Raw genomic sequence first — 23,418 nt, 5'->3', positions numbered from 1 at the left:
GATCGCTTAAGCTTATTGTTCGGGTGACATCATCTGGATGCCGTGCTCCATGGCCTGAAGGGAACTCAGCACAACCTCCTCATCGCTGAAAGAATCAACCTGGCTCCCCGCTTCGTAACGGGTCTCATGACCCCGCCCGGTAATGATAATCCTGTCCTGGTCCCCGGCCATCTCGACCGCTCGTTGAATCGCCTCTTTGCGGTTCGGCACTACCTCCCAGTTGACGGCATGATGAGAGCTCAAACCTCCGAGCATCTCAGCTATGATCTGCTCCGGGTCCTCGGAGAACGGATTGTCCGTTGTGAACAACACATAATCCGAATAGGATGCTGCAATATCCGCCATGATCGGCCGTTTGAGCCGATCCCGTTCGCCCCGACAGCCCAACACGCATATCATTTTGCCCGAGGTAATTTCTTTAGCGGACAGCAAGGTTGCCTTGAGCCCATCCGGATTATGGGCATAATCTACAACTACGCGAAAACTCCTGTCTGTCTTTATTTCTTGAAAACGTCCATGAACACCTGCAAAATCCTGAAGACTGTTCCTGATTTCTTGGATCGGAATCCCTTCGAGTAGACAGGTAGTAATGGCCGCCAGCGCATTGTACACGTTGTGTATGCCATGAATCTTCATACTGAAGTCGCTACTTCCCCATGGCGTCTCTACGATAAAGTTGCAGCCGTCCCCGGTATTTTGAATATGCAGAGCACGAACATCCGCCGGGTTATGAATACCGTATGTCACAATCTGTGCGGATGTACGCTTCCCGTAATAGGATGAGGCCGCATCATCAGCATTCAGCACCACTTTTTTCTGCATGTCACGATCACTGTTGCCTAGTTGGGTGAATAGCAGTTCCTTCGTATTGCGATAACTCTCCATGTTCTGATGGAAATCGAGATGATCATGGGACAGGTTTGTAAAAACAACGGTCTGAAAATCACACCCCCGCACTCTTCCCATATCCAGTCCATGCGAGGACACTTCCAACACGCCATACGTGCCGCCATGGGCAACCATCGTATGAAAATATCGCTGCAGCTGGATCGTATCCGGCGTGGTATTCAACGTTTTCTCTACATGATCTCCGATTTTCATATAGAGAGTACCAATAATTCCCGTTTTGCGGTTGGAATCATTCAGCACCTTATCAACCATATGTGTTGTTGTTGTTTTGCCGTTCGTCCCCGTAATCCCGATCAATTTCAGCTGCTCGGTAGGATTACCGAAAAAGGAGTTGGCTAAAATGGGAAGCACCCTTCTTGTATCCGGCACAGTAATCCGCGTAATGTTCCCGGGAAGCTCCGGAAGCTCCTTCTCAGCCATAATGGCAACAGCACCGTTCTGTATCGCATGCTCGATATAATCATGGCCGTCTACATTAAATCCCGGAACGCAGACAAACAATCCGCCAGGTCTGATGGCTCTTGAATCCGTATCGAGATTCGTGATTTCCACAGCAGTGCTGCCTGTAATTGTCTTAAGAATCAGCCGCTCCGTCAGTGATTTCAGGTTCATGTAGGGTACCTCATCTCGTGATGTAATCCATTCAAGGTCCGTTGTGATATTAAGGCGTAGAATTCACGACGATGTATCGTTTTAAACCAGCGTTTCTTATTAACCTAACCAAGCCAGCCCGTTATGAAACAAGAATATGATGACTGGAAGAGATAACCATGTTACGCTGGAAGTAAGCGGTTGCAATTCCAATATCGAATATCGATACCAGCCGCTCATATGAACATCAGATTCACTTATTCGTTCTGTTATTTTCATCACTGCTTGAAAGGAGAATAATCGATGGGACCATTCACCGACGATTTACTTCAAAACAAAGTCGTATTGATCACAGGAGGCGCAACCGGACTGGGACGTGCCATGGGCGAGAAGTTCGCACAGCTTGGCGCCAAGCTGGCCATATGCGGACGCCGGGAGGAGGTTCTGCAGCAGACGGCTGATGAGCTAAGGCAATTGGGATGCGAGGTATGGCATCAGACCTGTGATGTACGGGATCCTGCGCAGATCACAGCACTAGTCGATGCAGCAGAATTGCATTATGGAGGCATTGATGTGCTTGTGAACAATGCGGCTGGCAATTTTATCAGCCCGACTGAACGTCTTTCGCCACGAGCGGTGGATGCTGTGTTAAATATCGTGCTGCATGGAACTTTCTACACGACCCTTGAGGTTGGCAAGCGCTGGATCGAGCAGGGGAAGAACGGAACGATGCTCAACATTGTCACTACCTACGCTTCAACAGGCTCAGGGTACGTGGTCCCTTCTGCAGCTGCGAAAGCGGGAGTGCTCGCACTTACCCGATCCTTAGCTGTGGAATGGGCCTCATACGGTATTCGTCAAGTAGCCATTGCGCCCGGACCGTTCCCAACTGAAGGCGCATGGTCAAGATTATCGCCGACGCCGGAGCTTGAGCAGAAAATGATCGACCGTATCCCCCTGCGACGCGTTGGCGACGCGGAGGAATTGGCCAACCTGGCCGCCTTTCTCATCTCGGATTATGCCGGCTATATTAATGGGGACGTCATCACCATTGATGGCGGCGAATGGCTGAGGGGTGCGGGCCAGTTCAATGACCTGTCAGAAGTAACTCATGAGCAGTGGGATCGACTGGCCGAGCTGACGCGAAAAGGAAAATAATCTCACAAAAAAAACAACGAGCGACTGAGTAAACTACCATCGACGTGCTTGCAGAAAAACAGAACCCGCTTGGGAGGATGTTCTTCTTGCAGCTACCGAGATTTTTACCTTCGCCTGAAAATGATAGAATTCCGACATGCTAAACAGCCCCTTGCCTGGAGTATAAACATTCCTACTCCAGGCAAGGGGCTTATTGTTTATCTAATGATTACTCATAAGAATCTACTAGTACGGCATAGACGATGCCGGGTCCGTGAACGCCGATCGTCAGATCATTCTCGATATCGGCAGAACGGCTGGGACCCGAGATGAAATGGATGCCGGCAGGAAGCTGCTCACGTCCGCCTTGATCAAACTGAACCAGAATCTCGCCTAAACGGGTATACATCCGATCGACAGGAATGACGGCAATCAGTACCGTGGGCAGCAGGCTGACCGATCTTCCTTTATGCGGGGCAGATTTCACCGTAATCGAACCCGTGTAGGCCGCTACATAATCAGCCATCACCACGCCAAAATCGGCCTTCGCGGCGACAGCTCTCCAGTCCGTGTCGGCAGCTTCGTTCCAGGAGAGAATCATGGCCTCCGGCAAACTCTCTTCAAGTTCTAAAAGGTCCAGAGCCTCTTCCCGTTGACGAAGAATCGTGGCCGCACTCATCTCCAGTGCCTTATCTCGAATAAACCGGCTTACCTCTTCACGATTGCTTACCCTGACCGCATGGCCTCCGGCCGCTTCAAAGTTCGCGGTAAATTGCGTAATCTTCTCTTCCAGCGGCCACTGGAATTCATGCCAGAAATCAGGCGCACCGCGAAAAGGATGCTCCGGAGCTGACCGAACGCGGTCTCTTCCCAGCTTCGCGGCAATCCCATCCATGAACAACTCCTGTTTCTTGCGCGAGCGTTCTTCCAGTTGGCTTAACCACCCGCCGTCTGCATGGTTACCCATGGGAGTCCTCCCCCTTTCGCGACTTCTGCTGCTGAAGCCGTTCCTTCAATCGGTTTGCGATTTCAGGCTCCATCTGCCCGGAGGTCCGGCGGATATCCCGCTCCATCTCCGGCCACCGATCCCGGAAGGACTGCTTAGGCAGACTCGGGGTCACTCGGTACGAGTTCCATCCTTTCAACGGGCCGATCCGTGTCCGAATCTCCCCGTTTCGAACGACAAACTTCTGCCCCCATTTCCCCAGGGATACCACGCTGCGATAACGTTTGGCATTACCCATTATCGCGGAGAAGCCCTTCATCCCCATGGCTTCCAACTTGTCACCGCGTCCGGCCTCAATCTTTCTTCGCCGTAAGGATACCAGCATATCGTGGAGCGGAATCTTCACAGGACATGCCTCATAACATGCTCCGCACAGACTCGATGCGTTGGCGATATCATCCCATTCCGCGACATTCTTGTTTAACGCCGGAGTCAATACGGCACCGATCGGACCGCTGTAGGTGCCTCCGTATGCGTGACCGCCAATATGGCGATATACGGGACAGGCGTTCAGGCATGCGCCGCAGCGAATGCAGTTGAGCAGCTCCTGGAATTCCGGATCGCCGAGCTGGAGAGAACGCCCATTATCGATGATGATAATATGCATTTCATCAGGTCCATCGGCGTCCAGCTCTCTCTTGGGACCACTGATTCCAGACATATAGACTGTCAGCTTCTGGCCGGTCGCTGACCGCGGGAGCAAGGTGGCCATCACTTCCAGGTCAGCCCATGACGGGATGATCCGCTCCATTCCCATAAGCGTTATTTGCGTCTTGGGCACGGTGGTCACCATCCGGGCATTGCCTTCGTTCTCGAACAATACCATCGATCCCGTCTCGGCAATTGCAAAATTGCAGCCCGTCATGCCAATATCCGCTTCGAGAAACTTCTCGCGCAGCTTCATTCGTACAAAACCTGCCATGATCGCCGTGTCGGGCGGCAGCGTTTCGCCCGCCTCCTCAGACAGAAGCTCTGCGATCTGATAACGGTTCTTGTGGATCGCAGGGATGATGATATGGGATGGGGTTTCATCCGCAAGCTGAATAATGTACTCGCCGAGGTCCGTTTCCACGGCCTCCACGCCGATGGAATCCAGTGCTTTGTTCAAATGCAGCTCCTCGGACACCATCGATTTGGACTTTACGACGGACTTGGCGGACTTGTGCTCCGCGATCTGCAGGGATAGCGCGACCGCTTCCTCCGCCGTCTCCGCAAAGTGGACATGAGCCCCGTTCGCCCTGGCCTGTTCAGCAAACTCATTCAAATAGTAATCCAGGTGAGCGATGGTATGAAGCCGGATTTGACGTCCTCGCTCCCTCCACTCATCCCAGTTGCCATGCTCCTCCGACGCCAGCTTTTTGCCAAGCCGCAGCCGCTCTGTTGTAAACTTCACCGCATTGCGCAGAAATTCGTTGTTCAGAGCGTAACCTGCACGTTCCTTAACCGAATGCGCTTTCGATTCAGCTGTGTTCATGCACGCTCACCCCCTCGTACAGAAGTTCGGCCAAGTGCTTGACCTGCACCTTCTCGCCCCGATGACGCAAATTGCCGGCAATATTCATCAGGCAGGCCATATCAAGACCGACCAGCACGGTCGCTTCCGTCTCCAGCACATGATCGCTTTTCTCGGTGACCATGGCTCCCGAAATATCCGCCATCTTCACGGCAAACGTGCCTCCGAACCCGCAGCAATCCTCTGCAAAAGGCAGCGGTACAAGCTCCAGCCCCTTCACCTGATTCAACAGCTTCATCGGTTCATCCTTAACGCCCAGCAGACGGCTGCCGTGACAGGAGGGATGGTAGGTTACCTTTTGCGGATAAACGGCTCCCACATCAGTCACACCGAGCACATCGACAAGGAACTGGGTAAACTCATAGGATTTGAATTGAAGCGCTTTCGCTTTTTTCAGGTAGAGGGGATCGTCCTTGAACAGATCCGGATAATGATGAATCATATAGGTGCAGGAACCGGAAGGGGAAACAACGAAGTCACTATCTTCGAAAGCGTCGAGAATCGTCCTCGCGCTTATTCGTGCATCCTCCCAGTAACCGCTGTTATAGGCCGGCTGACCGCAGCAGGTCTGAATTTCCGGGAATTCCAAATGAACACCGTACCTGGCCAGCAGCCTTGCCATGGATTCAGCCACCCGCGGGAACAAGGCATCACTGAGGCAAGTAACAAACAACGAAATCTTCATGATTTTCACCCCGCTATCATCAGGATATGGACCGATTGATCGGTCTCTGGCAAGAACCCCCCGACCTCGGGGGGATTCCAATGTTGATGTCCATTCGCTGCTCTACACAGATTGAATGGTGATGCCTAAAGCTCGATAAGGATCGGCTTCCTCTTCCGTTAATCTCCTATCCGTAATAATCAGATTCACTTGAGACAAGTCGGCCACCTGGGCAAAAGCCTGAGCACCGAATTTGCTGGCATCGGCAAGCACAATGGTCTCATCCGTCATTCCAATCATTTTATGCTTTATTCTGGCCTGAAGCTCGTTGGATTCGCTAAGTCCCCTGTCCAGGTGCACGCCCTTGCAGGACAGAAAGGCTTTATCCACGTAATAAGCATCAAGAGAGCGTTCCGCAAGCGGACCGACAAAGGACAACGAGCGGTGTGCCAGAATGCCGCCGGTAGATATAACCTGGACGCGCTCCTTGGTGCTTAGCTCGGCAGCCACCTTGATTGAATTCGTCAATACCGTAATCGGAATATCCGGTATGATTTTTGCCATATACCAGGCCGTTGAGCTGGCATCAAGCAAGATACGGTCATTCGGATGGATTCGCTTGACCGCTTCCTCCGCAATGCGCTGCTTCTCCAGCGCATTCATGATTTCCCGTTCAGCATACGGTATCTCCGGCTGCGAGCGCTGAATTTCCGGTTGATCCTTCACACTAACCGCCCCTCCATGGGAACGGCGCAGGCGTCCTGCTTGCTCCAGCCTGTCAAGGTCACGGCGAATCGTTTCCTCCGTTACGCCGCATAGCTGACTCAGCTCGGAGACGCGGATGCTCCCTCTTTCGTTGACCAACTGTACTATTTTCTCATATCGTTCTGCAACCAGCATATTACCGCCCATCCTTACTATTCGATATATTCTATCTCTTCCGGGTCAGCTGACCGAACACACCACAGGCATCCTCCCATAGTGGAGTATCCTCGGGCTCGTAAGTCTTGACCGGGAATGATTCCCTAATAACGGCACGAGCCTCCCATATATCGGACAACTCGCCCTGTGCAATCCACTGCACAGCCATATTGCCAATGGCGCTGCCCTCTGCAGGTCCAGCCCATACAGGCTTGCCGATGGCATTCGCCGTCCACTGGCATAATGTTTCATTATGAATGCCACCGCCTACCATATGCAACCCTTGAAATTTCTGTCCGGACAATTCCTCGGTCAAATCCAGCACATAACGGTACTGCATGGCCAAACTCTCCATGATGCAGCGCACGATGGCACCTTCAGCTTGCGGAATGCGCTGGTTGGTGCGAGCCGCATACTCCCTTACCCGCTTCGGCATGTCTCCAGCCGGGAGGAATAAGGGATCGTCCGGATCAATGAAACATGCAAAAGCAGGTGCTGCATCCGCCATCTTAACCAATTCGGGGTACGAGTAGGATAACCCTTCCCGCTCCCAGGTCCGCTGGCACTCCTGCAGAATCCACAGACCCATGATGTTCTTGAGCAGCCGGTAAGTACCGTATGCCCCTCCCTCATTCGTGAAGTTCAGCTCTCTGGCCCGTTCATGAATGACAGGCTGCTCCACCTCTGTTCCCATCAACGACCAGGTACCGCAGCTTAAGTAAGCAAATGACCGATCCAGTGCCGGTACCGCCACCACGGCGGATGCCGTATCATGCTCGGCAACCGTATAAACCGGAACGGACGCGATCCCCAGCTCCTCTGTTACGGAAGATCTCAAAGATCCAACGGGGGTGCCGGGTTGAACGACTGGATGAAACATCCCATGAGGTATATGCAAAGAATTCATCAGATAATGATCCCAGCTGCCTGAAACCGGATTATACAGCTGCGTCGTGGTAGCATTCGTAAACTCATTAGCCATCTCACCGGTCAAGAAGTAGCGCAGCAGATCGGGAATCATCAAGAACCGCTCCGCTTCTTGAAGCAGATAAGGCTTCTGCTGCCGGATTGAGGCCAGCTGATAAATGGTGTTAAACGGGAGGAACTGAATCCCCGTCCGTTCAAAAATCTCGGAAGGCGGCACGCTTTTCATGACCTGTTCCATCACACCGTCCGTGTGCGTATCGCGATAATGATACGGATTCGTCATAAGCTCGCCATTCCGATCCACAAGACCGTAATCCACCGCCCAGGTATCGATGCCTATGCTTGTCGGCAGTCCGTGCTGCCCTTTCGCCCGCAGCAAGCCCTGCTTCATCTCATGATAAATCCGGAGAACGTCCCATTGTAAGCGGTTGCCAACTCGAACAGGGTCATTCGGAAATCGGTGGATTTCCTTCACTTCAATGGTTCGGCTGCTTAACTGCCCCAGCATAGCTCTTCCGCTGCTTGCTCCAATATCAAATGCAAGAACGCTCAACGTTCTCTAGCCTCCTTGTCAGATCAATTTCCACTGCCCGACACAACGATGATTGCATAAAAAATGATCCTGCTCTACTTATGACCCGAAGCGCTTCAGTAATACGTCCTGCTCATACCGCTTCACTTCGGATAACCATTCTTCCCTGACGGGTACCCCCATGCGTTCGCAGTAGTAATCCCACACCGCTCCAAAGGGATAGGATTTAAACTCTTCCATTAACGCAAGACGGGTTGTGTAATCACCCTCAAGCTCGGCTTGCTTCAGCGTCTCGGTCGGTTCGAGCTTGGCACGAAGCAGCGCCTTAATCGTATTGCGAGTACCGATAACCCAAGCGGCAATGCGGTTAATGCTTGCATCGAAAAAGTCCAGCCCGATATGGGTGACACCAAGCAAGTCATTACGCACAAGCTCGCGTCCAATTTCAATTAACTCATCATCCATAATGACAACATGGTCACTGTCCCACCGCATCGGCCGGCTTACATGAAGGAGGAGCCCTTCCGTAAAGAGCGCGAGTGAGGACAGCTTTCCGGCAATGCCTTCGGTTGGGTGGAAATGCCCTGCGTCAAGGCAAATCAGCTTATTATTCTGAATGCCGTACCCCATATAAAATTCATGGGAGCCGACAACGTAAGCCTCGGAGCCCAGCCCGAACAGCTTGCTCTCTACGGCATCGAGGTTCCAGTCTGGATTGATCTCCTCGGCAAAAATCTCATCCAGCGATGCCTTCAGCCGTTGTCTGGGCGCTAAACGATCAACCGGTATGTCTTTATAACCATCCGGGATCCAGATGTTGGTCACGCAGGTCTGACCCAGCTGTTCACCAAAATAAGCCCCGATTCTGCGTGAAGCCTTGCAATGGTCAATCCAGAATTGGCGAATAGCCGGATCGGCATGGCTTAGCGTAAAACCGTCCCTCGACTTGTCGTGGGAGAAGCAGGTTGGATTAAAATCAAGCCCGATTCCCTGTACTTTGGCCCAATCCACCCAGGACTGAAAATGCTTGGGCTCCAGCTGATCCAAATCCACCGATTCCTCGGTGTCCGCATATATGGCATGGAGGTTCACCTTATGCGATCCCGGAATAAGCGACATCGCTTTTTCCAGATCGGCCCGAAGCTGCTCCGGCGTTCCTGCTGCGCCGGGATACTCGCCGGTTACGGAAATCCCGCCAGACAGCTCCTGATCCCGGAACAGAAATCCGCGAACATCGTCTCCTTGCCAGCAATGGATGGAGATTTTGATACGTTCAAGCTCCGTCAAGATTTCATCTACCTGGATGCCATGCTGCTCATAGAGCTTTTTCGCTTCTTCATAATTCCTTGCAACATCCTGCCTCATCTCATAACCCCCCGCTTGAATGAGGATCGCCGGGTCATAAGAGACCCAGCGCCCGATTATATGAAATATGATATCATCATGATTCCTTGTGGATCGCGTATGTGCATGTGCTTCTATCCAAATTAACGAGTAAATGCAGCCGGCACTCCGCCGTCAATGGTCAGCATGCAGCCGGTTGTCTTCGAGGATCTCGAAGAAGCGAAGTAAGCAATGCCTTCGGCAATGTCTTGCGGATATATATTCACAAGAAGAGTCGTGCGTTTACGGTAATGCTCTTCCAGTTGATCCGGTTCAATTCCATAGGCTGCCGCCCGCTCATTTCTCCAGTTCGAGTTCCATATTGCAGACCCTTGCAGAATCGCGTCAGGCAAAATCGTGTTGACTCGGATTCCGTATTCCCCGCCTTCAGCAGCAATGCAGCGGGCCAGATGCGCCTCCAGTGCTTTCGCGGAGCTGTAGGCGGTCACGTTTTTCCCGGCATAGACGGAGTTTTTCGAGCCAACAAACACCATGCTTCCGCCGACGCCCTGTACCTTCATTAATTTAAAGGCTTCTCGGGCTACAAGGAAATACCCCGTCCCCAGAACGTTCATGTTCAGGTTCCATTCCTTCAGGCTAGTCTCATCAAACGGACTGGATGTTGCAAGGCCCGCGTTATTGATAATGATATCAACGCCGCCATAGGTTATTGCCGTTTCACGATAGGCGCGTTGAACCGCCTCTTCATCGGTTACATCCATTTTAACAGCAAACGCCCGATGATCTCCGTATTTTGCATTAATCTCCTCGGCAACCTGCTGCGCTCCTTCTAAATTTAAATCGGCCAGCACAACATGCGCTCCCCCGGACACCAATCGACGGGCGGTTGCACTGCCGATCCCGCCTGCCCCGCCTGTGATGAAGGCAACCTGACGGGAGAACTCCGTCTCGGCAGGAGCGAGGGACAATTTGTACAGCTCAAGCGGCCAGTACTCTACATTGTAAGACTCATTCTCGCTCAGGGACACAAAATCACCCAGTGCCGTCGCCCCCCGCATAACCGCAATCGCCCGATGGTACAGGGCACCGCTGACTTGCGACATCGCCCAGCTCTTGCCGGTATTAATCATCCCGATTCCAGGAATAAGAATGACGCGCGGAGCTGCTTCGAACATAACATCACCTTCATGGCGGTTTCGTTCAAAGTACGCTTTATACTGCTCTTTGTAGTCTGCAATGCCTTCAATCAGCTTCGCCTTAAGGCCTTCCACATCGTCAGCATCCGGTGTCCAATCGATGAAGAGGGGAACAACCTTGGTATGGACCAGATGGTCTGGGCATGCCGCTCCCACCTGGGATAGCTTGGGGGCATCGCTGCCGCCGACAAAGTCCAGCACATCGTCCTGATCGTCAAAAGACAGGATCATCTTCTTGACGTCGCTCACAGCACCACGAACGGCAGGCATCACCTCTGCCGCAATGCTGCGGCGTACCTCAGAGGCCAACGGGGCAAATTTGCGCCCGCCAAACAGCTTGTCGTTGTTAACCCGGGCTTCGATGAAAGCCTCTGCTTCGCTAATGATACGAATTGTTTGCGCATAACATGCCTCAGAGGTATCTCCCCAGGTTACGAGACCGTGCTTCTCCATGAGAACAAGCTCAGCTTGGGGATTCGCCAGCACCCCTTCCGCAATCATCTTCGACAGTGTGAACCCGGGTCGTACATACGGAACCCATACGAATCGGTCGCCAAAGATTTCTTGGGCCAGTTCCTTGCCGTTATGAGCGCAGCATAAGCTGATGATGGCATCGGGATGCGTATGATCCACATGCCGGAACGGCAAGAACGCATGCAGCAGCGTTTCAATGGAAGCGCGAGGATGCTTGGCATCCACCATGCAGTGGCCCAGATAAGCCACCATTTCCTCATCGGACATCGATTCCCTCTCGAACAATGGCCGAATATCCTCCAGTCGCAAGCCTGTGAAATTGCCCGATTTCATGGTTGCAAGGTCGGAGCCGCTGCCCTTCACATACATGACCTCTACATCTTTGCCTCGGAAATCCTGAATCGTGGTTTTGCTGGATGTGTTGCCGCCGCCCCAATTGCAGACGCGCCGATCCGCCCCAATCAAATTGGAACGGTATACAAGCTCATCCAATGTATTTTGTGCCTGCTGCGCTGTAGATTGTTCCCATAAGCTCTGAACCATGAAGTTTCCCCTCCGATTGACCATATGAATTTGCTTTCATTTGATTCCTATATTATCATGTCCGTTTATGTTTGAATAGTGTGTTTTTCAAAAATAAACAAAGATCATTTGTCTGTTTTTTTGTTTTGTTATTTAATACACGTTCCTCTGAAAACAAAAAAAAGAGCTCCGCTGGAGATGCCTCCATACCGAGCTGCTGTGTAATAGAGCTATGATTTATCCGCGCCTGCGGATTGCGCCATTTGATCGGCTTTTTCAATCCCTTCAATCAGCGCATCGCGAAATGCGATTTCATCGTCGTTAATATATCCCCTAAATACAACCTCCGATATATCCTCATGGTTAAAAAAGATGTTGGAATCCTTCGTCAGATTGCCATGAGGGTAGAAGCAGGCGACATAATCCCAACGCTTCAACGTCTTGGAGTCATTCTGCATCCGCCCATATATCATCAGCGTCTGATCCCATTCCTTGAATTTGACCACCGAGCCTATCGGCAGCAGCTGCTGTTCCATGATTATCAACCCTTCATTATGTTTTTGCCTGCCCAATAAACCAACGAAACTACAAGCGGGACTCCCACCAGGTAGGATATACAGATCACTGCCTTTTCCGCGGCCGCATATTCCGCATTCAGTAAATTGGGAACAACCGTGCCGAGCACGCCTACTATGCCAATGACCGTCATTATGTATTTGAACTTCCTCTGTCTATCGTTCATCGGCACTCTGCCTCCTTTTACCCGCTCCACCATGTCACTGCTTAGTTGACCAGACTGAGCAAATTGTGCCGAGACCTGCTCCAGTTGCTCGGGTGTAACCAAAATTCGATTGGACATAAAAAATGACGCCCCTTCTGTCATGCTGCCCGTTCTCGTTAGGCAGTCCAAATACAAATTTCAAATCCTTACACTATTAACCGATCCTTCAAGTGAATAACCACATTTTTCAATTTTAGTAGGTATTCAGGAAAGGAACAATCAAGCGAAGGGTTCATTTCTAGGCTGCTCACACTAGTTATTTAGCACTGGCTAAGCTTTAATTCCTGGACCACCATCCCCTCCGTTATCCCCTATCCCCTCCTTAAGCCCAGATAGGAACCATTCCCAGGTACGGTAATTGATTACATCCCCAGCCCGTTAATAAGGCAGCCTTTCTCCTGTAAATTATAAGCAATTCATCATTACGGAGAGGATGTTAATCATTATGAATCAACCTTCACACGGAACAACCAACCAATTTGTCAAATTGTATAAGCAGGAGACCTGGCTTATGCTTGCAGGGCTGATCGGCTTCTTATTAGCCGGAATTTGCGGGATATGGGTCCTGCTGAATGGAGGACCTGTCGCCCCCGATGGCGATGTCTCCAAAGCAATTTCCTTTACTGCGGCGCTGGGAATATTCACGATTTCAACCGCAGCGATCTTGCCGGTATCCGGTTTACGACCGAGAAGCAAGTCCATCTTCCGCTGCTGTTATATTTTTCTCGTTTTGTTTTCCTATTTTGCCGAGACGGTACAAAATTTCCGCGGTGTCAATCCGAGGTTCGTTCAGAACGGTTCCGCCTTTGATGTGGTCATAGCGATTTCTTTCTCCGCCGTGGCTTTGCTGCTCTTGATACTCTATCTGATTTTTGGGCTTCAGTACTTCCGGAAACAGGCGATGAAAGCACACCCTGAGCTTGTGCTTGGCATTCGTTATGCCATGATCGCGGTGCTGATTTCGTTTGCAGCCGGCATATGGATATCCATCAATGCTGGACGCTTCACCGGAATCGGCGGTAACATCATCTGGCTCCATGGGTTAGGCTTTCATGCTCTTCAAGCAATCCCATTCGTAGCATGGCTGTCCTTGAGAAAATCCTTCAATCCTGCAGCCAAACCGATACTCATCCATATGAGTGGCATCGCTTATCTCCTTGGATTGGTTGCCATCGGCTGGCAAACGCTTCTCGGTTATTCCATTGCCGAATGGTCTTTACTTCCGATTCTGGCCGGAAACTGTTTTCTCATCGCATTTACTCCTGTCATATGGCTCCTGAGACAAACCAATGCTTCGGCTTCAGCCCTACTCAGCTCCCATGCCCGAAATATATAATCCGGAATTAAAAAGGAGACAGCGCTGGGATATCCCATGCCCTGTCTCTTCTATATAAAACATCATCTGCCGGTGATCACGAGGTTCTTTCTCTATTTTAGATAAACAAGAATGGAATGAGGAATAACAGAGCGATGGCTTCCCAAGCAAATACATTGCCTCCCCAGCCGTATCCTCTTCCGTATCCACCGCCATAGCCATAGCCACCGCCGTAGCCATATGGTGCAAATGCGGATGTTTGCGCACCATTTTTAGCTGACTTTGAAGACTTCTTGCCTTTTTTGCCTTTTGTGGACAATATATATGCGGATGGGTTCGCAAATTCGAGTTCGAGGCCTCGATCATGTACACCGCGAATAGTCCCCACGACTTCAGTTCCATCATGCATGACAGCGCAGATGGATTTGCCGACGTAATTTCTGCATCCGTCTGCCGATATTGGTATTGGTTGCACTTTTTTTCCCCCTCCCAAGCGTTTGTGTATTATATTCCTGCTGGAGGGAAGTCGGCAGAGATAAATGTCCACAAAGCCAAAATTCCGCCTTTTCACCCTGCTTATTCACGCGCTTTACGGTAGGCTTGTTCCATCAGATCTTCGTTTATCGCCCCTTGAAACCGCTCCGAAATGATACCGTTTGGCGATATCACATAGGTAGTCGGATAGGCTACGACCTCATAGCTTTTTGTGTTCTCCCCGTTCCGGTCATATAGAACAGGAAAGGTTAAACCGTTCTGCTCGACAAAAGCCTGCACCTCGCTCATGTTAGTTTCCAGATGCGTCATATTAACTGCCAGAATCACAACGTCTTCGTCTTGATGCTTATCGTAAAAATCCTGCATATATGGCATTTCTACCTTGCAAGGCGGGCACCAGGATGCCCAAAAGTTAAGAAGAACCGTTTGTCCGCGATAATCCGACAGCTTTACCTTCTGTCCTTCCAGGTTCAGGAGTGCGACGTCCGGTGCGCGAAGTCCTGGCTTCAAGCCCTCGATAATATGATCCGCATGTTCTCCTTGACTCGGAGCACCGGCATCTCGCTCGCTGGCCGAATTGGAGGCAAAGTCATAGATTACCCATATGAACAGAGCTGACATGAGAAGCAGCACTGCCCTGTTCCTCCCTAAACCGAGCGTAAGGTAATGGGTTAGCGGCTTCTGGAATTGAAGCCAGCTCAGGATAAGCAGAACACCGAACAATACAATGTAGAACAACGAAATCGTTACACTCGCTCCATCCGCCCACAGCCACTGAAATATCGATCCTGCCAGTCCGCTCGCGAATGCCGACAACATAGCCGACTTGAGCAGCAGACCCGAATTTACCCTGCTCTTATTCCATCGAAGACCAACGTAGAGAAGCGCAAGGATGCACCCCAGCCAGATGCCTCGGGTTCCGCCCGTCATATAAATAAGGGACGTCGGATGCTGAAGGGTTCGGATTGGATCAAACAGCAGCATGCCGAATTTCCACGAGATAAAACCAATGATCAGCGCAGTCAAAAAAATGTCAAGGACCCATTCCCGCTGCGGCTCCTGGCGCAAGCGGATTCGGAGTGCGGCAAGCCCGGCCGCAGCACAGATAAGGAAGAGAACGATATCTGCCCTGATCATCAAAGGACCTATGGGAATAATACTCAAATGCGAACCTCCTACGATATGACAAGGATTAATAATTACCCACAGGGGTATATATGTTAATCATAGTAGATCGTCGCACGGATGTAAACTTTAAGGGGATTGCCTGAATTATGTGATCTTGTCAATAGAATCCCACAGCAATGCAATCTCGGTATGGGTTTTCCCGCCGATGACAATCTCTTTTCGTTTCTGTTCCTGTCCGCCCTTATGTCTATAAAAGTGTTCTGCCGAATTGCCTTCAAGTACCCAGACCAATAAGGTGGTGTATCCCTTCATATTCATATACTCTTTCAGCCTGGCAAACAGTTGATTTCCATAGCCTTGCCCTTGAATCTCTTCCAACAGATAGACGGCGTAAAGTTCTCCTTCATGAGGCATCTTCTGCTCGCGTTCTGTGCCGTAAGACATAAACCCGTACACCTTTCCGTCTTCATCGGCCACGACAAGCAGCTGCTCGTCCTCCGGCATGTTCGCCAGCTTCCAGCGCCAGCCCTCTACACGATCGGCGGCAGACAGCGCTTGTAAGAAGCGATCGTCCACAATTCCCTTATAGGTTGTTTTCCAGCTGTCCACATGCACCTTGGCAATACCTTCAGCGTCATGTTCATTAGCGTATCTGATCTGCATGTTCTTCCTCCTGCTCGTTTTTTCTTCTCTTTGTATTCGCTTGACAGTCATTTGATCCTCTTTTTCGTGAAACACCGTTCCTCAGAAATGGCACGGTGCACCGTCCCCGCATAAATATATGGATATACTCCGCATCACGATCCAGTGTATCCGGGAAAGGAGCACATCTGAATGAATAAAGCACTAATACGCCTTGAAGATATCGGGCCAGGAGGAAATTACGAGAGTGAGGAACAACAAGCCAAATTACTTGTCATCGCTCAGTTCCTACATAATGAAGGAATCCCCTTCCATCTTGCGGTCATCCCGCGTTATGTCGATCCAGCACAGGGTATTGACCGGTCTATAACCGATGCGGAAAATGATGTTTCCCTTCGTTTTGTCCTTATGCTCAGAACGCTGCTCACTCTTGGCGCCTCGCTCGGCATGCACGGATATACGCATCAATACGAGGACTCGGTCAGCGGAGACGGGTTCGAGTTTGCCTATCCCGATTGCAGCGCCAATTGTCCCCCCGATGATCGGTCCGACGCTCTCACGTCTCTCCTGCAGCTTCAGCAATCCTATGCGTATCAGCGGGTTCAGCTTGCCGAGAATGCCTTCCAGGCGGCCGATCTGACCGCCGGCTGGTTCGAAACTCCCCACTATACTGCTTCCCCCGTCCAACGGCATATCATCGAGATCTGTAACGGCATTCTATATGAATCCCCGCCTTCCGCACCGGATGCGAGGACGCCTGTACTCAAACTCGACCCTGACGATCCATTCTCGAACGGAACCCTCTATGTACCTACCCCGCTCAATTACGTTGCAGGTGACAACATCGAAGAAGATGTAGCTCGTATCGGGCAAACCATAAAGGACTATACGGGCTGGAAGGATCTGGCGTCATTCTTCTACCACCCGTATCTCGAATTCTCATATATTCACCTTCGTGCTAACGGTACTGTCCATTATGATCCGAACTCGCCCCTCAGAAGAATCATTCGGTACTTCAAACAGGAGCATAAATCCTTTGTCCCCCTAACGTCGCTGACCCCGTTCATACCGGATTTCAGGGAGAGCGGTTTGCTGAATAAACTCACAATCAAGCACCCGACATTGCTGCTTGCCAAAAGAAATCGGCAGCCGGCTCAGTTATTCATTCGAAGTGAAACCGACAACCTATGGTGCATAGCGACTATTCGATTCGATGCTCCCCTTCGGCTCCATAACGGCGTGTTGTCCATACGCCCGTTATTGACGGGTTGGCCGCTCCATCCGGGCGGCACGGCTATGACAGGGGATTATGATGGGGACGGAAGGATGGATGCGGCCGTGTGGTATGGGGAGCCTGGATTGTGCGAGGTTGCCCTTGGCACAGGCACCACCTTATGCCCGGCGGGTGCATGGCTGTCAGAAGCTGAAGTCATGAACTGGGAGTGTTTGACCGGTGATTTTGACGGGGATGGCAGGCATGACTTATGTTTATGGAATCCTCACAGCGGAAAAGCCGCCATTGCCTACAGTTTCGGGAGCGGCTTTGCTACTCCTGTTATTCAGAACAAGGTTGCTGTACGTGAAGGAGAAATTCCCTGCATAGGGGATGTGAATGGGGACGGCCTGGATGACCTCGTCGTTTGGAATCCCGCCACTGGAACCTGTCGGGTCTGGCTAAGCAGTTGTAGAGACCTCCTGGATGCCGGTATATGGTATTGGGCCCATAACCTGAGCGACTCGCAGCTGTCGGTGAGGCTTGGTGATGTAGATGGCGACGGGTATGAGGATTTGGTGCTTGTTGATCATAAAACGGGCAGCTGGTCTGTTCACTACAGCTCGGGAGCCGCCTTCGGTCCACGCGAAGCTCTATTTGGCCCATGGATATCTGGAGAACAGATGATCCCATTCGCTGGCGATCTGACCGGTAAAGGCCGAGTCAGTCTGCTGGCATGGTCGCCCCAGCTTCTTGGCGGAACTTTGGATGCTGCGATCAACATCAAGGACCGGACAATGGAATAAGGACATGATATACTTCTATACAATAAAGCCTGCGATTAGCCGGAAGTTTATCATCCTTATTTCCATTTTGGAGGAAAGATCATGCCATCCAACCATTCAGCACCCGTCAAAATCGTGAAGCCCAAGCTCCCCAAGCAGCTTGAACCTTTGATCCTGTCCGATGCAGGTGTCGACGATGAAGCTTCGTTTGAGCAATCCACCTGTCAGGACGAAACCTTATCATATGTTGCAGCCAACAAGGTTCTGTTCGATCAAATGATATTCAATAACGTTACATTCCAGCACGTCTCCCTCCACCACGCCGAACTTACAGATATCGTGTTCAATCATTGCGACTTATCCAACGTGGATCTCAGCGAGGCTATCATGTACCGCGTGCAATTCAATCATTGCAAAATTCTAGGGCTCGACCTAACGGCAGCCACCATCCGTAATGTGCTGTTTGATCACTGCACAGGGGATTACGCCACGCTTCGCTTTGCTAACATGAAGCAGGTTTCCTTTCAATCCACCTCCCTTGTAAAATCGGACTTTTACCATTCTGAATTAAGCAAAGTGGAGTTTCTGGATTGTCAGATCGATCAATCGCAATTCTCCGGCACGAAGCTGGCAGGGATTGATTTAAGCCGTACGGACTTCCATAACATAGGCGTTACGCTGGAGGATCTGCAGGGATGCATCATTTCGCCGCATCAGGCCATTCCTTTAACCAAAATATTCGGTCTTGTCGTAAAGGAATAACAGCGCGTTATGCTCGCAGGCGGGATGTAGATTGTCAGCCCAGCTGCCCGCCCGCAGCGATCGGGATGAGGAAAATGCTGCACCAAGGTGCCTAACTTGGAGGAACAGTTTGTTTTGATTCCGATGGGGACTGCCGGGGAAATCCGCGAGAGCTCTTTATACTTAACAACGGATCAAGCATGTCCCGGTCCACGCATCGTTTTGAATAGGCAACCGTCCGGACGATAAAGCGGCTTGCCCCGGAGGTCTTATGACCTTTCGGAGCAAGCCGCTTTTTGAATGTCACTCTATTCTCAATCCAGTGTGTACTTCTGCAAATCCAGCGGCAGCGGTGCCGGGACGTCGCAGGAGCTGGCCATTTCATACCGTTTGCCTTCATCGGATGCATCATGGAATCCCCACATGGCTTCAAGCACATGATAGGCCAACTCTCCGCTGGCACGATGAGGTCTTCCGCTCCGAATGGCATAAGCCATATCGGCCGGACCGATGCCTCTCGTATTCTCGTGATATCCAGGAAGCAGAGGTTCTTCCGTCCAATCGCTTTCACCGGTCAATCGATATTTCACGGATCCGCCAAACCCGTTCGGATCCGGCACCAGGATCGTGCCCTCCGTACCGTAAATCTCAATATTCGGAAGCGTGCTGCCGCCAAATGCATCGAAACTCGTAATCAGCGTGCCAATGGCGCCGTTATGGAACTCCATGAGTCCAGCCACGTGGGTAGGAACATCCACCCGAATCTTCTGTCCGTGCTTCTTCTCGCTCGTAATGGTCCGCTCTGTAAGCGCCGCTCCGGTCATGCCGCTAATGCTGCGGATAGGTCCCAGCAGCTGGACCAACGCTGTCAGGTAGTAGGGTCCCATATCAAACATCGGACCGCCACCGGCAGCGTAGTAAAATTCAGGATCGGGATGCCAGTGCTCATGCCCGCGGCTCATCATGAACGCGGTCGCTGCAATCGGGGTGCCAATCCGGCCGTCCTGAATCAGCTTCAAAGCCGTCTGGATGCCGGATCCAAGAAATGTCTCGGGTGCGCATCCTACCCGGAGCCCCTTGGCCTCGGCAAGGTCCAGAACCGCCTTGCCCTCTTCACGGGTAACACCCAGCGGCTTCTCAACGTACACATGCTTGCCGGCTTGAAGCGCATCCAGCATAATCTTCGCATGGAGTGCAGGAATCGTCAGGTTTATGACCAGCTCAATCTCCGGATCGGCAAGCAATTCTTCGGTGGTGTACACATTCGGGATGTTGTACTTGGCTGCCTGCTCCTCGGCACGGGCACGATCGATATCCGCGCAAGCTGTCAGCTCCAGAATGTCAAACTTATGGCAATTTTCCATATAAATGCCGCTGATTTTTCCGCAGCCAATAATGCCAACCTTTACTTTCTTCATGATCCAAGTCTCCTCCTGCCGCTTATTGGCTGTCTCCCATGCCTGTGTATCCTTGACCTTCCGTAAACAAACTCATATCCGAGCCAGAGTACAACGATTTGCCCTCTGCAGCCCACAGCAAACCTCTGCGCATCATTTCCTTCACCTGAGGCATGTCGACGATATCCGCATGATGACCGAGCGAATTATAATATACGCGTCCGTATCCCCAGCGTTTGGTCCACGCCACCGGCATGTCAACCGCTTTGTTCAGGAGATGCGGTCCTGCCGCAACCGGAAAACGGGTGGTTGCCAGTACCTCGACTGCCGGGTCCACATGCAGATAATACTGCTCGGACGCCACGGTGAAATCCTCCATCCCTTCCACCAGCGGACTGGAGCTGGATTTAATCTCTACCCGGTAGTTCACACCATCATTTCCCGGATGCGCAACCCAATTGCCCCCGGTCATGAACTGCCAATCCACGTTGCTGCGGAATGAATCGCACATCCCCCCATGACAGCCCGCCAAACCGGTTCCCTGCTGCACGGCAAGCGATACGTTCTCCACCTGCTCCTTCGATATTTCGCCCATCGTCCATACCGGCACGATCAGATCCAGTGCCTGCAGCTTCTTTGCATCATTCAATGCATCAAGCGTGTCCGATACCTCAACCTCATATTGTTCCTGACGCAGCAATTCAGCGAAAATACCGGCCACCTGCTCGGGTTCATGTCCGTCCCAGCCGCCCCATACGATTAAAGCCTTTTTCATGCGTAGCACTCCCTTTTATGTGTCCGACCAGGTCGGTCGAATGAATTAATTACATTTCTGACAGTTGAACCCAGCGACGCTCCTCAATGGATTTATCCACGGCTTCCAGCACGGCCTGACACTTCACCCCGTCGTAGAAACTCGGCACGGGCTGTCTGCCTTCCGATATGGCGCTGGACAGCTCCAGAATTTCATGCGTAAACGTGTGCTCGAAACCAATCGTATGTCCGGGCGGCCACCACGCTTCCATATAATCATGTACAGGATCGGTTGCCAGCACGCGGCGGAAGCCCTGCACATCCTCATCGTCAGAGGTGAAATAAACCTCCAGCTCATTCATCCGTTCAAAATCAAATTTGACGCTGCCAAGGCTGCCATTGATCTCAAAAGAATTGGTGCTCCGGTGTCCTGCCGCAAAGCGCGTCGCCTCAAAGCTGCCCAGCGCCCCGTTCTCAAAGCGGGTCATGAACAGCGTCGCATCGTCCACCGTCACCTTTCCTTTGGGTCCTCCATCACTTCCTTTTGCACTTAGCCCTGTCATTTCACTGGCAATCGGACGCTCCTTGATAAAGGTCTCGCTCATCCCGATCACTTCCTGCATATCGCCAACCAGATAATGTGCAAGGTCGATCAGGTGGGCGCCGAGATCCCCGTGTGAACCCGATCCGGCGACTTCCTTCTGCAGCCGCCATACAAGCGGAAACTGCGGATCCATAATCCAATCCTGAAGAAACCAAGCGCGGAAATGATAGATCTGGCCCAATCTCCCGCTGTCCACCAGCTTCTTGGCCAGCCTTACCGCCGGCGAGAACCTGTAGTTAAACCCGACCATGTGGGTCACGCCTGCATCTTCCGCTGCCTGCAGCATCTCTCTGGCATCCGCCAGCGTCAACGCAAGCGGCTTCTCGCAGAATATATGCTTGCCTGCCTTGGCGGCAGCAATGGCAATCTCCTTATGAGCATCGCTTGGAGCATTGATATCGATCAGATCAATATCATCCCGGTTCACAAGCTCCTTCCAATCGGTAACGCTTTCACGCCAGCCCAGCTGATCCGCCGCTTCTTGCACTGCCGATACATTGCGCCCGCAAATCGCTACCATCTCTGGCTTCAACGCCTCCGGGAAGAACATCGGGAGGCTCCGGTATGCATTACTGTGGGCTTTGCCCATAAATTTATATCCGATCATGCCGACACGTAATTGTTTCATCTTTCATTCCTCCTTGAATAAGGGTTCATTAATTTCGATGAAGCGAAGATGCACGAATGACAAGACGGGTGGAAAGCTGACGATGAAGTACCGTGTTCATCTCGCTCTCACCCTCGGACTCGGAGGCGTCCAGCCTATGAAGAACATGTTCCGCTGCAAGACATCCCAGTTCGTAGAAGGGAACTCTGACGCTGGTAAGCGGCGGGGTACAGAGTTCCGCAGCTTCCGAGTCATCGTAACCGACAAAGGCAGGCATTCGTTCTTCAGAAATTCCGAGCGCGCGCAAGCCCTGCTGAAGACCAATCGCCATTCGATCATTGGCTGCAAAAACCGCCTCGATTCGGTCCAGCTGCCTTGCAATCAGCTCAGCTGCGGCATAACCGCTCTTGCGGCTGAAATTGCCTTCGAACAGCAGCGACTCATCCAGCGCGATCCCCGCTTCATTCAGCGCTTGAGCATACCCCTTCAACCGGTCGCGACTGTTGGAATACTGGGACGGTCCGTTGAGAAACGCAATCTTCCGAAATCCCTGCTCGGTCAAGTGGCGAACGGCTTGATAGCTGCCATCCACATGATCGGCATCCATGACATGAAATGCCTCGCCTTCAAAGTATTGATTAATCAGGCAATACGGATGATTTCCCTCGCTCAGCTGTTGAATGGCTTGCCGCTCTCCCCCATCATCCCTGGCACCAAGAATGATGCAGGCATCCACCTTCTGGGTGCGGAACAGATTCATGTAATCCATCGAACCGCCCGGCTCACGGAACAGCATCAACAGATCATATTTGCTCTCCAGCGCCTTGCTGCCAATACCGCTTAATATTTCGGAGAAATAATAAGCGGAGAATATGCGGGCTTTCGGCAAATAGGGCATCACAACCCCAAGGTTGCCGCTCCGGCGGCGGGCAAAACTTCTGGCAAGCGCACTCGGGGTATAACCGAGCCGATCCGCAGCTTCCAGCACACGCAGCCGGGTCTCCTCCTTGATCGGTCCGACTCCGTTCAGAACCCGGGATACCGTGGCTTCCGACACGCCCGCAAGCTGTGCTACCTCTTTACGACTAGCAATAATAATCATGCCTCCCGCAATTTATGTACGCGCGTACATTTTCTCATGGAGCTGCACGGTTGTCAACTGCTTCACGACAATTCGTCCATGGTCTAGCGGTTTCCTTCAGGACAATCCCTCTGCCGCTC

21 protein-coding genes are annotated in these 23,418 nt (G+C 51.7%); 4 read left to right on the top strand and 17 right to left on the bottom strand.

What is annotated here, in order from left to right; all coding sequences use genetic code 11:
- Nucleotides 1–12: 12 nt before the first annotated feature.
- A complete protein-coding gene (locus tag WDY75_RS13075) occupies nt 13–1,521 on the bottom strand; it encodes a UDP-N-acetylmuramoyl-L-alanyl-D-glutamate--2,6-diaminopimelate ligase (RefSeq protein ID WP_063479927.1) in 1,509 nt (502 codons plus the stop codon).
- Between the two features lie 282 nt (nt 1,522–1,803).
- Between WDY75_RS13075 and WDY75_RS13070 the strand changes: the two genes are divergently transcribed.
- Complete coding sequence (locus WDY75_RS13070) at nt 1,804–2,658, top strand: SDR family oxidoreductase (RefSeq protein ID WP_063479928.1); 855 nt, start codon at nt 1,804–1,806, stop codon at nt 2,656–2,658.
- Nucleotides 2,659–2,866: 208 nt separating this feature from the next.
- Here the strand turns inward: WDY75_RS13070 and WDY75_RS13065 are convergent, their stop codons facing one another.
- The 9 genes from WDY75_RS13065 to WDY75_RS13025 all read right to left on the bottom strand — a co-directional run bounded on the left by WDY75_RS13065 (nt 2,867) and on the right by WDY75_RS13025 (nt 12,595).
- A complete protein-coding gene (locus WDY75_RS13065; protein ID WP_063479929.1) occupies nt 2,867–3,604 on the bottom strand; it encodes a lactate utilization protein in 738 nt (245 codons plus the stop codon).
- Nucleotides 3,597–5,117, bottom strand: a complete 1,521-nt coding sequence (locus WDY75_RS13060) for a LutB/LldF family L-lactate oxidation iron-sulfur protein (protein WP_006211049.1) — start codon at nt 5,115–5,117, stop codon at nt 3,597–3,599. Before WDY75_RS13060 ends, WDY75_RS13065 begins: the two co-directional genes overlap by 8 nt.
- A complete protein-coding gene (locus tag WDY75_RS13055) occupies nt 5,104–5,841 on the bottom strand; it encodes a (Fe-S)-binding protein (RefSeq protein ID WP_006211050.1) in 738 nt (245 codons plus the stop codon). Before WDY75_RS13055 ends, WDY75_RS13060 begins: the two co-directional genes overlap by 14 nt.
- 102 nt (nt 5,842–5,943) lie before the next feature.
- A complete protein-coding gene (locus tag WDY75_RS13050; RefSeq protein WP_006211051.1) occupies nt 5,944–6,720 on the bottom strand; it encodes a DeoR/GlpR family DNA-binding transcription regulator in 777 nt (258 codons plus the stop codon).
- A 31-nt stretch (nt 6,721–6,751) separates the two neighbouring features.
- Nucleotides 6,752–8,221: a rhamnulokinase gene (locus tag WDY75_RS13045; RefSeq protein ID WP_063479930.1), complete on the bottom strand. Its 1,470-nt coding sequence runs from the start codon at nt 8,219–8,221 to the stop codon at nt 6,752–6,754.
- A 78-nt stretch (nt 8,222–8,299) separates the two neighbouring features.
- Nucleotides 8,300–9,565: an L-rhamnose isomerase gene (rhaA, locus tag WDY75_RS13040; RefSeq protein ID WP_036642373.1), complete on the bottom strand. Its 1,266-nt coding sequence runs from the start codon at nt 9,563–9,565 to the stop codon at nt 8,300–8,302.
- 122 nt (nt 9,566–9,687) lie between these two features.
- Nucleotides 9,688–11,757 carry a bifunctional aldolase/short-chain dehydrogenase gene (locus WDY75_RS13035; RefSeq protein WP_063479931.1) on the bottom strand — a complete coding sequence of 690 codons (2,070 nt, stop codon included), beginning with the start codon at nt 11,755–11,757 and terminating at the stop codon, nt 9,688–9,690.
- Between the two features lie 209 nt (nt 11,758–11,966).
- Entirely contained in the window at nt 11,967–12,272 is a 306-nt protein-coding gene (locus WDY75_RS13030; protein WP_063479932.1) for a DUF4176 domain-containing protein, read from the bottom strand.
- 5 nt (nt 12,273–12,277) lie between these two features.
- On the bottom strand, nt 12,278–12,595 hold the full coding sequence (locus WDY75_RS13025; RefSeq protein WP_231888185.1) for a hypothetical protein: 318 nt from the start codon (nt 12,593–12,595) through the stop codon (nt 12,278–12,280).
- Between the two features lie 367 nt (nt 12,596–12,962).
- Between WDY75_RS13025 and WDY75_RS13020 the strand changes: the two genes are divergently transcribed.
- Complete coding sequence (locus WDY75_RS13020) at nt 12,963–13,853, top strand: hypothetical protein (protein ID WP_063479933.1); 891 nt, start codon at nt 12,963–12,965, stop codon at nt 13,851–13,853.
- Nucleotides 13,854–13,950: 97 nt separating this feature from the next.
- Here WDY75_RS13020 and WDY75_RS13015 read toward each other — a convergent pair whose 3' ends face one another.
- The 3 genes from WDY75_RS13015 to WDY75_RS13005 all read right to left on the bottom strand — a co-directional run bounded on the left by WDY75_RS13015 (nt 13,951) and on the right by WDY75_RS13005 (nt 16,118).
- Nucleotides 13,951–14,307: a hypothetical protein gene (locus WDY75_RS13015; RefSeq protein ID WP_006211060.1), complete on the bottom strand. Its 357-nt coding sequence runs from the start codon at nt 14,305–14,307 to the stop codon at nt 13,951–13,953.
- 101 nt (nt 14,308–14,408) lie between these two features.
- A complete protein-coding gene (locus tag WDY75_RS13010) occupies nt 14,409–15,491 on the bottom strand; it encodes a redoxin domain-containing protein (RefSeq protein WP_063479934.1) in 1,083 nt (360 codons plus the stop codon).
- A 108-nt stretch (nt 15,492–15,599) separates the two neighbouring features.
- Nucleotides 15,600–16,118 carry a GNAT family N-acetyltransferase gene (locus WDY75_RS13005; protein ID WP_063479935.1) on the bottom strand — a complete coding sequence of 173 codons (519 nt, stop codon included), beginning with the start codon at nt 16,116–16,118 and terminating at the stop codon, nt 15,600–15,602.
- A gap of 171 nt (nt 16,119–16,289) precedes the next feature.
- On the opposite strand from WDY75_RS13005, the gene WDY75_RS13000 reads away from it, so the two are divergent.
- The gene (locus WDY75_RS13000) at nt 16,290–18,116 is read left to right on the top strand and encodes a DUF2334 domain-containing protein (protein WP_063479936.1); all 1,827 of its coding nucleotides are present in this window, start codon (nt 16,290–16,292) and stop codon (nt 18,114–18,116) included.
- Between the two features lie 81 nt (nt 18,117–18,197).
- A complete protein-coding gene (locus WDY75_RS12995; protein ID WP_063479937.1) occupies nt 18,198–18,857 on the top strand; it encodes a pentapeptide repeat-containing protein in 660 nt (219 codons plus the stop codon).
- A gap of 293 nt (nt 18,858–19,150) precedes the next feature.
- Here WDY75_RS12995 and WDY75_RS12990 read toward each other — a convergent pair whose 3' ends face one another.
- Genes WDY75_RS12990 through WDY75_RS12975 form a run of 4 tightly spaced genes read right to left on the bottom strand, consistent with a single transcriptional unit; the run spans nt 19,151 to nt 23,299 of the window.
- On the bottom strand, nt 19,151–20,254 hold the full coding sequence (locus WDY75_RS12990) for a Gfo/Idh/MocA family protein (protein ID WP_063479938.1): 1,104 nt from the start codon (nt 20,252–20,254) through the stop codon (nt 19,151–19,153).
- A gap of 22 nt (nt 20,255–20,276) precedes the next feature.
- Nucleotides 20,277–21,008, bottom strand: coding sequence for a ThuA domain-containing protein (locus WDY75_RS12985; protein ID WP_006211067.1), 732 nt, complete (start codon nt 21,006–21,008; stop codon nt 20,277–20,279).
- Between the two features lie 49 nt (nt 21,009–21,057).
- Entirely contained in the window at nt 21,058–22,218 is a 1,161-nt protein-coding gene (locus WDY75_RS12980; RefSeq protein WP_006211068.1) for a Gfo/Idh/MocA family protein, read from the bottom strand.
- Between the two features lie 28 nt (nt 22,219–22,246).
- The gene (locus tag WDY75_RS12975) at nt 22,247–23,299 is read right to left on the bottom strand and encodes a LacI family DNA-binding transcriptional regulator (RefSeq protein WP_063479939.1); all 1,053 of its coding nucleotides are present in this window, start codon (nt 23,297–23,299) and stop codon (nt 22,247–22,249) included.
- Nucleotides 23,300–23,418 lie beyond the last annotated feature (119 nt).

This window comes from Paenibacillus glucanolyticus (genome assembly GCF_037333485.1).
Lineage (GTDB): Bacteria > Bacillota > Bacilli > Paenibacillales > Paenibacillaceae > Paenibacillus_AQ > Paenibacillus_AQ glucanolyticus.
This window is presented reverse-complemented; position numbering and strand designations above follow the sequence as displayed.

What these genes read in the sequence shown, in the direction of transcription:
- WDY75_RS13055 (WP_006211050.1), bottom strand. Translation starts at nt 5,841, where the DNA reads ATGAAGATTTCGTTGTTTGTTACTTGCCTCAGTGATGCCTTGTTCCCG.
- WDY75_RS13030 (WP_063479932.1), bottom strand. Translation starts at nt 12,272, where the DNA reads ATGGAACAGCAGCTGCTGCCGATAGGCTCGGTGGTCAAATTCAAGGAA.
- rhaA (WP_036642373.1), bottom strand. Translation starts at nt 9,565, where the DNA reads ATGAGGCAGGATGTTGCAAGGAATTATGAAGAAGCGAAAAAGCTCTAT.
- WDY75_RS12975 (WP_063479939.1), bottom strand. Translation starts at nt 23,299, where the DNA reads ATGATTATTATTGCTAGTCGTAAAGAGGTAGCACAGCTTGCGGGCGTG.
- WDY75_RS13035 (WP_063479931.1), bottom strand. Translation starts at nt 11,757, where the DNA reads ATGGTTCAGAGCTTATGGGAACAATCTACAGCGCAGCAGGCACAAAAT.
- WDY75_RS13020 (WP_063479933.1), top strand. Translation starts at nt 12,963, where the DNA reads ATGAATCAACCTTCACACGGAACAACCAACCAATTTGTCAAATTGTAT.
- WDY75_RS13070 (WP_063479928.1), top strand. Translation starts at nt 1,804, where the DNA reads ATGGGACCATTCACCGACGATTTACTTCAAAACAAAGTCGTATTGATC.
- WDY75_RS12985 (WP_006211067.1), bottom strand. Translation starts at nt 21,008, where the DNA reads ATGAAAAAGGCTTTAATCGTATGGGGCGGCTGGGACGGACATGAACCC.
- WDY75_RS13000 (WP_063479936.1), top strand. Translation starts at nt 16,290, where the DNA reads ATGAATAAAGCACTAATACGCCTTGAAGATATCGGGCCAGGAGGAAAT.
- WDY75_RS13060 (WP_006211049.1), bottom strand. Translation starts at nt 5,117, where the DNA reads ATGAACACAGCTGAATCGAAAGCGCATTCGGTTAAGGAACGTGCAGGT.
- WDY75_RS13075 (WP_063479927.1), bottom strand. Translation starts at nt 1,521, where the DNA reads ATGAACCTGAAATCACTGACGGAGCGGCTGATTCTTAAGACAATTACA.
- WDY75_RS13050 (WP_006211051.1), bottom strand. Translation starts at nt 6,720, where the DNA reads ATGCTGGTTGCAGAACGATATGAGAAAATAGTACAGTTGGTCAACGAA.
- WDY75_RS13025 (WP_231888185.1), bottom strand. Translation starts at nt 12,595, where the DNA reads ATGTCCAATCGAATTTTGGTTACACCCGAGCAACTGGAGCAGGTCTCG.
- WDY75_RS13005 (WP_063479935.1), bottom strand. Translation starts at nt 16,118, where the DNA reads ATGCAGATCAGATACGCTAATGAACATGACGCTGAAGGTATTGCCAAG.
- WDY75_RS12990 (WP_063479938.1), bottom strand. Translation starts at nt 20,254, where the DNA reads ATGAAGAAAGTAAAGGTTGGCATTATTGGCTGCGGAAAAATCAGCGGC.
- WDY75_RS13065 (WP_063479929.1), bottom strand. Translation starts at nt 3,604, where the DNA reads ATGGGTAACCATGCAGACGGCGGGTGGTTAAGCCAACTGGAAGAACGC.
- WDY75_RS12995 (WP_063479937.1), top strand. Translation starts at nt 18,198, where the DNA reads ATGCCATCCAACCATTCAGCACCCGTCAAAATCGTGAAGCCCAAGCTC.
- WDY75_RS12980 (WP_006211068.1), bottom strand. Translation starts at nt 22,218, where the DNA reads ATGAAACAATTACGTGTCGGCATGATCGGATATAAATTTATGGGCAAA.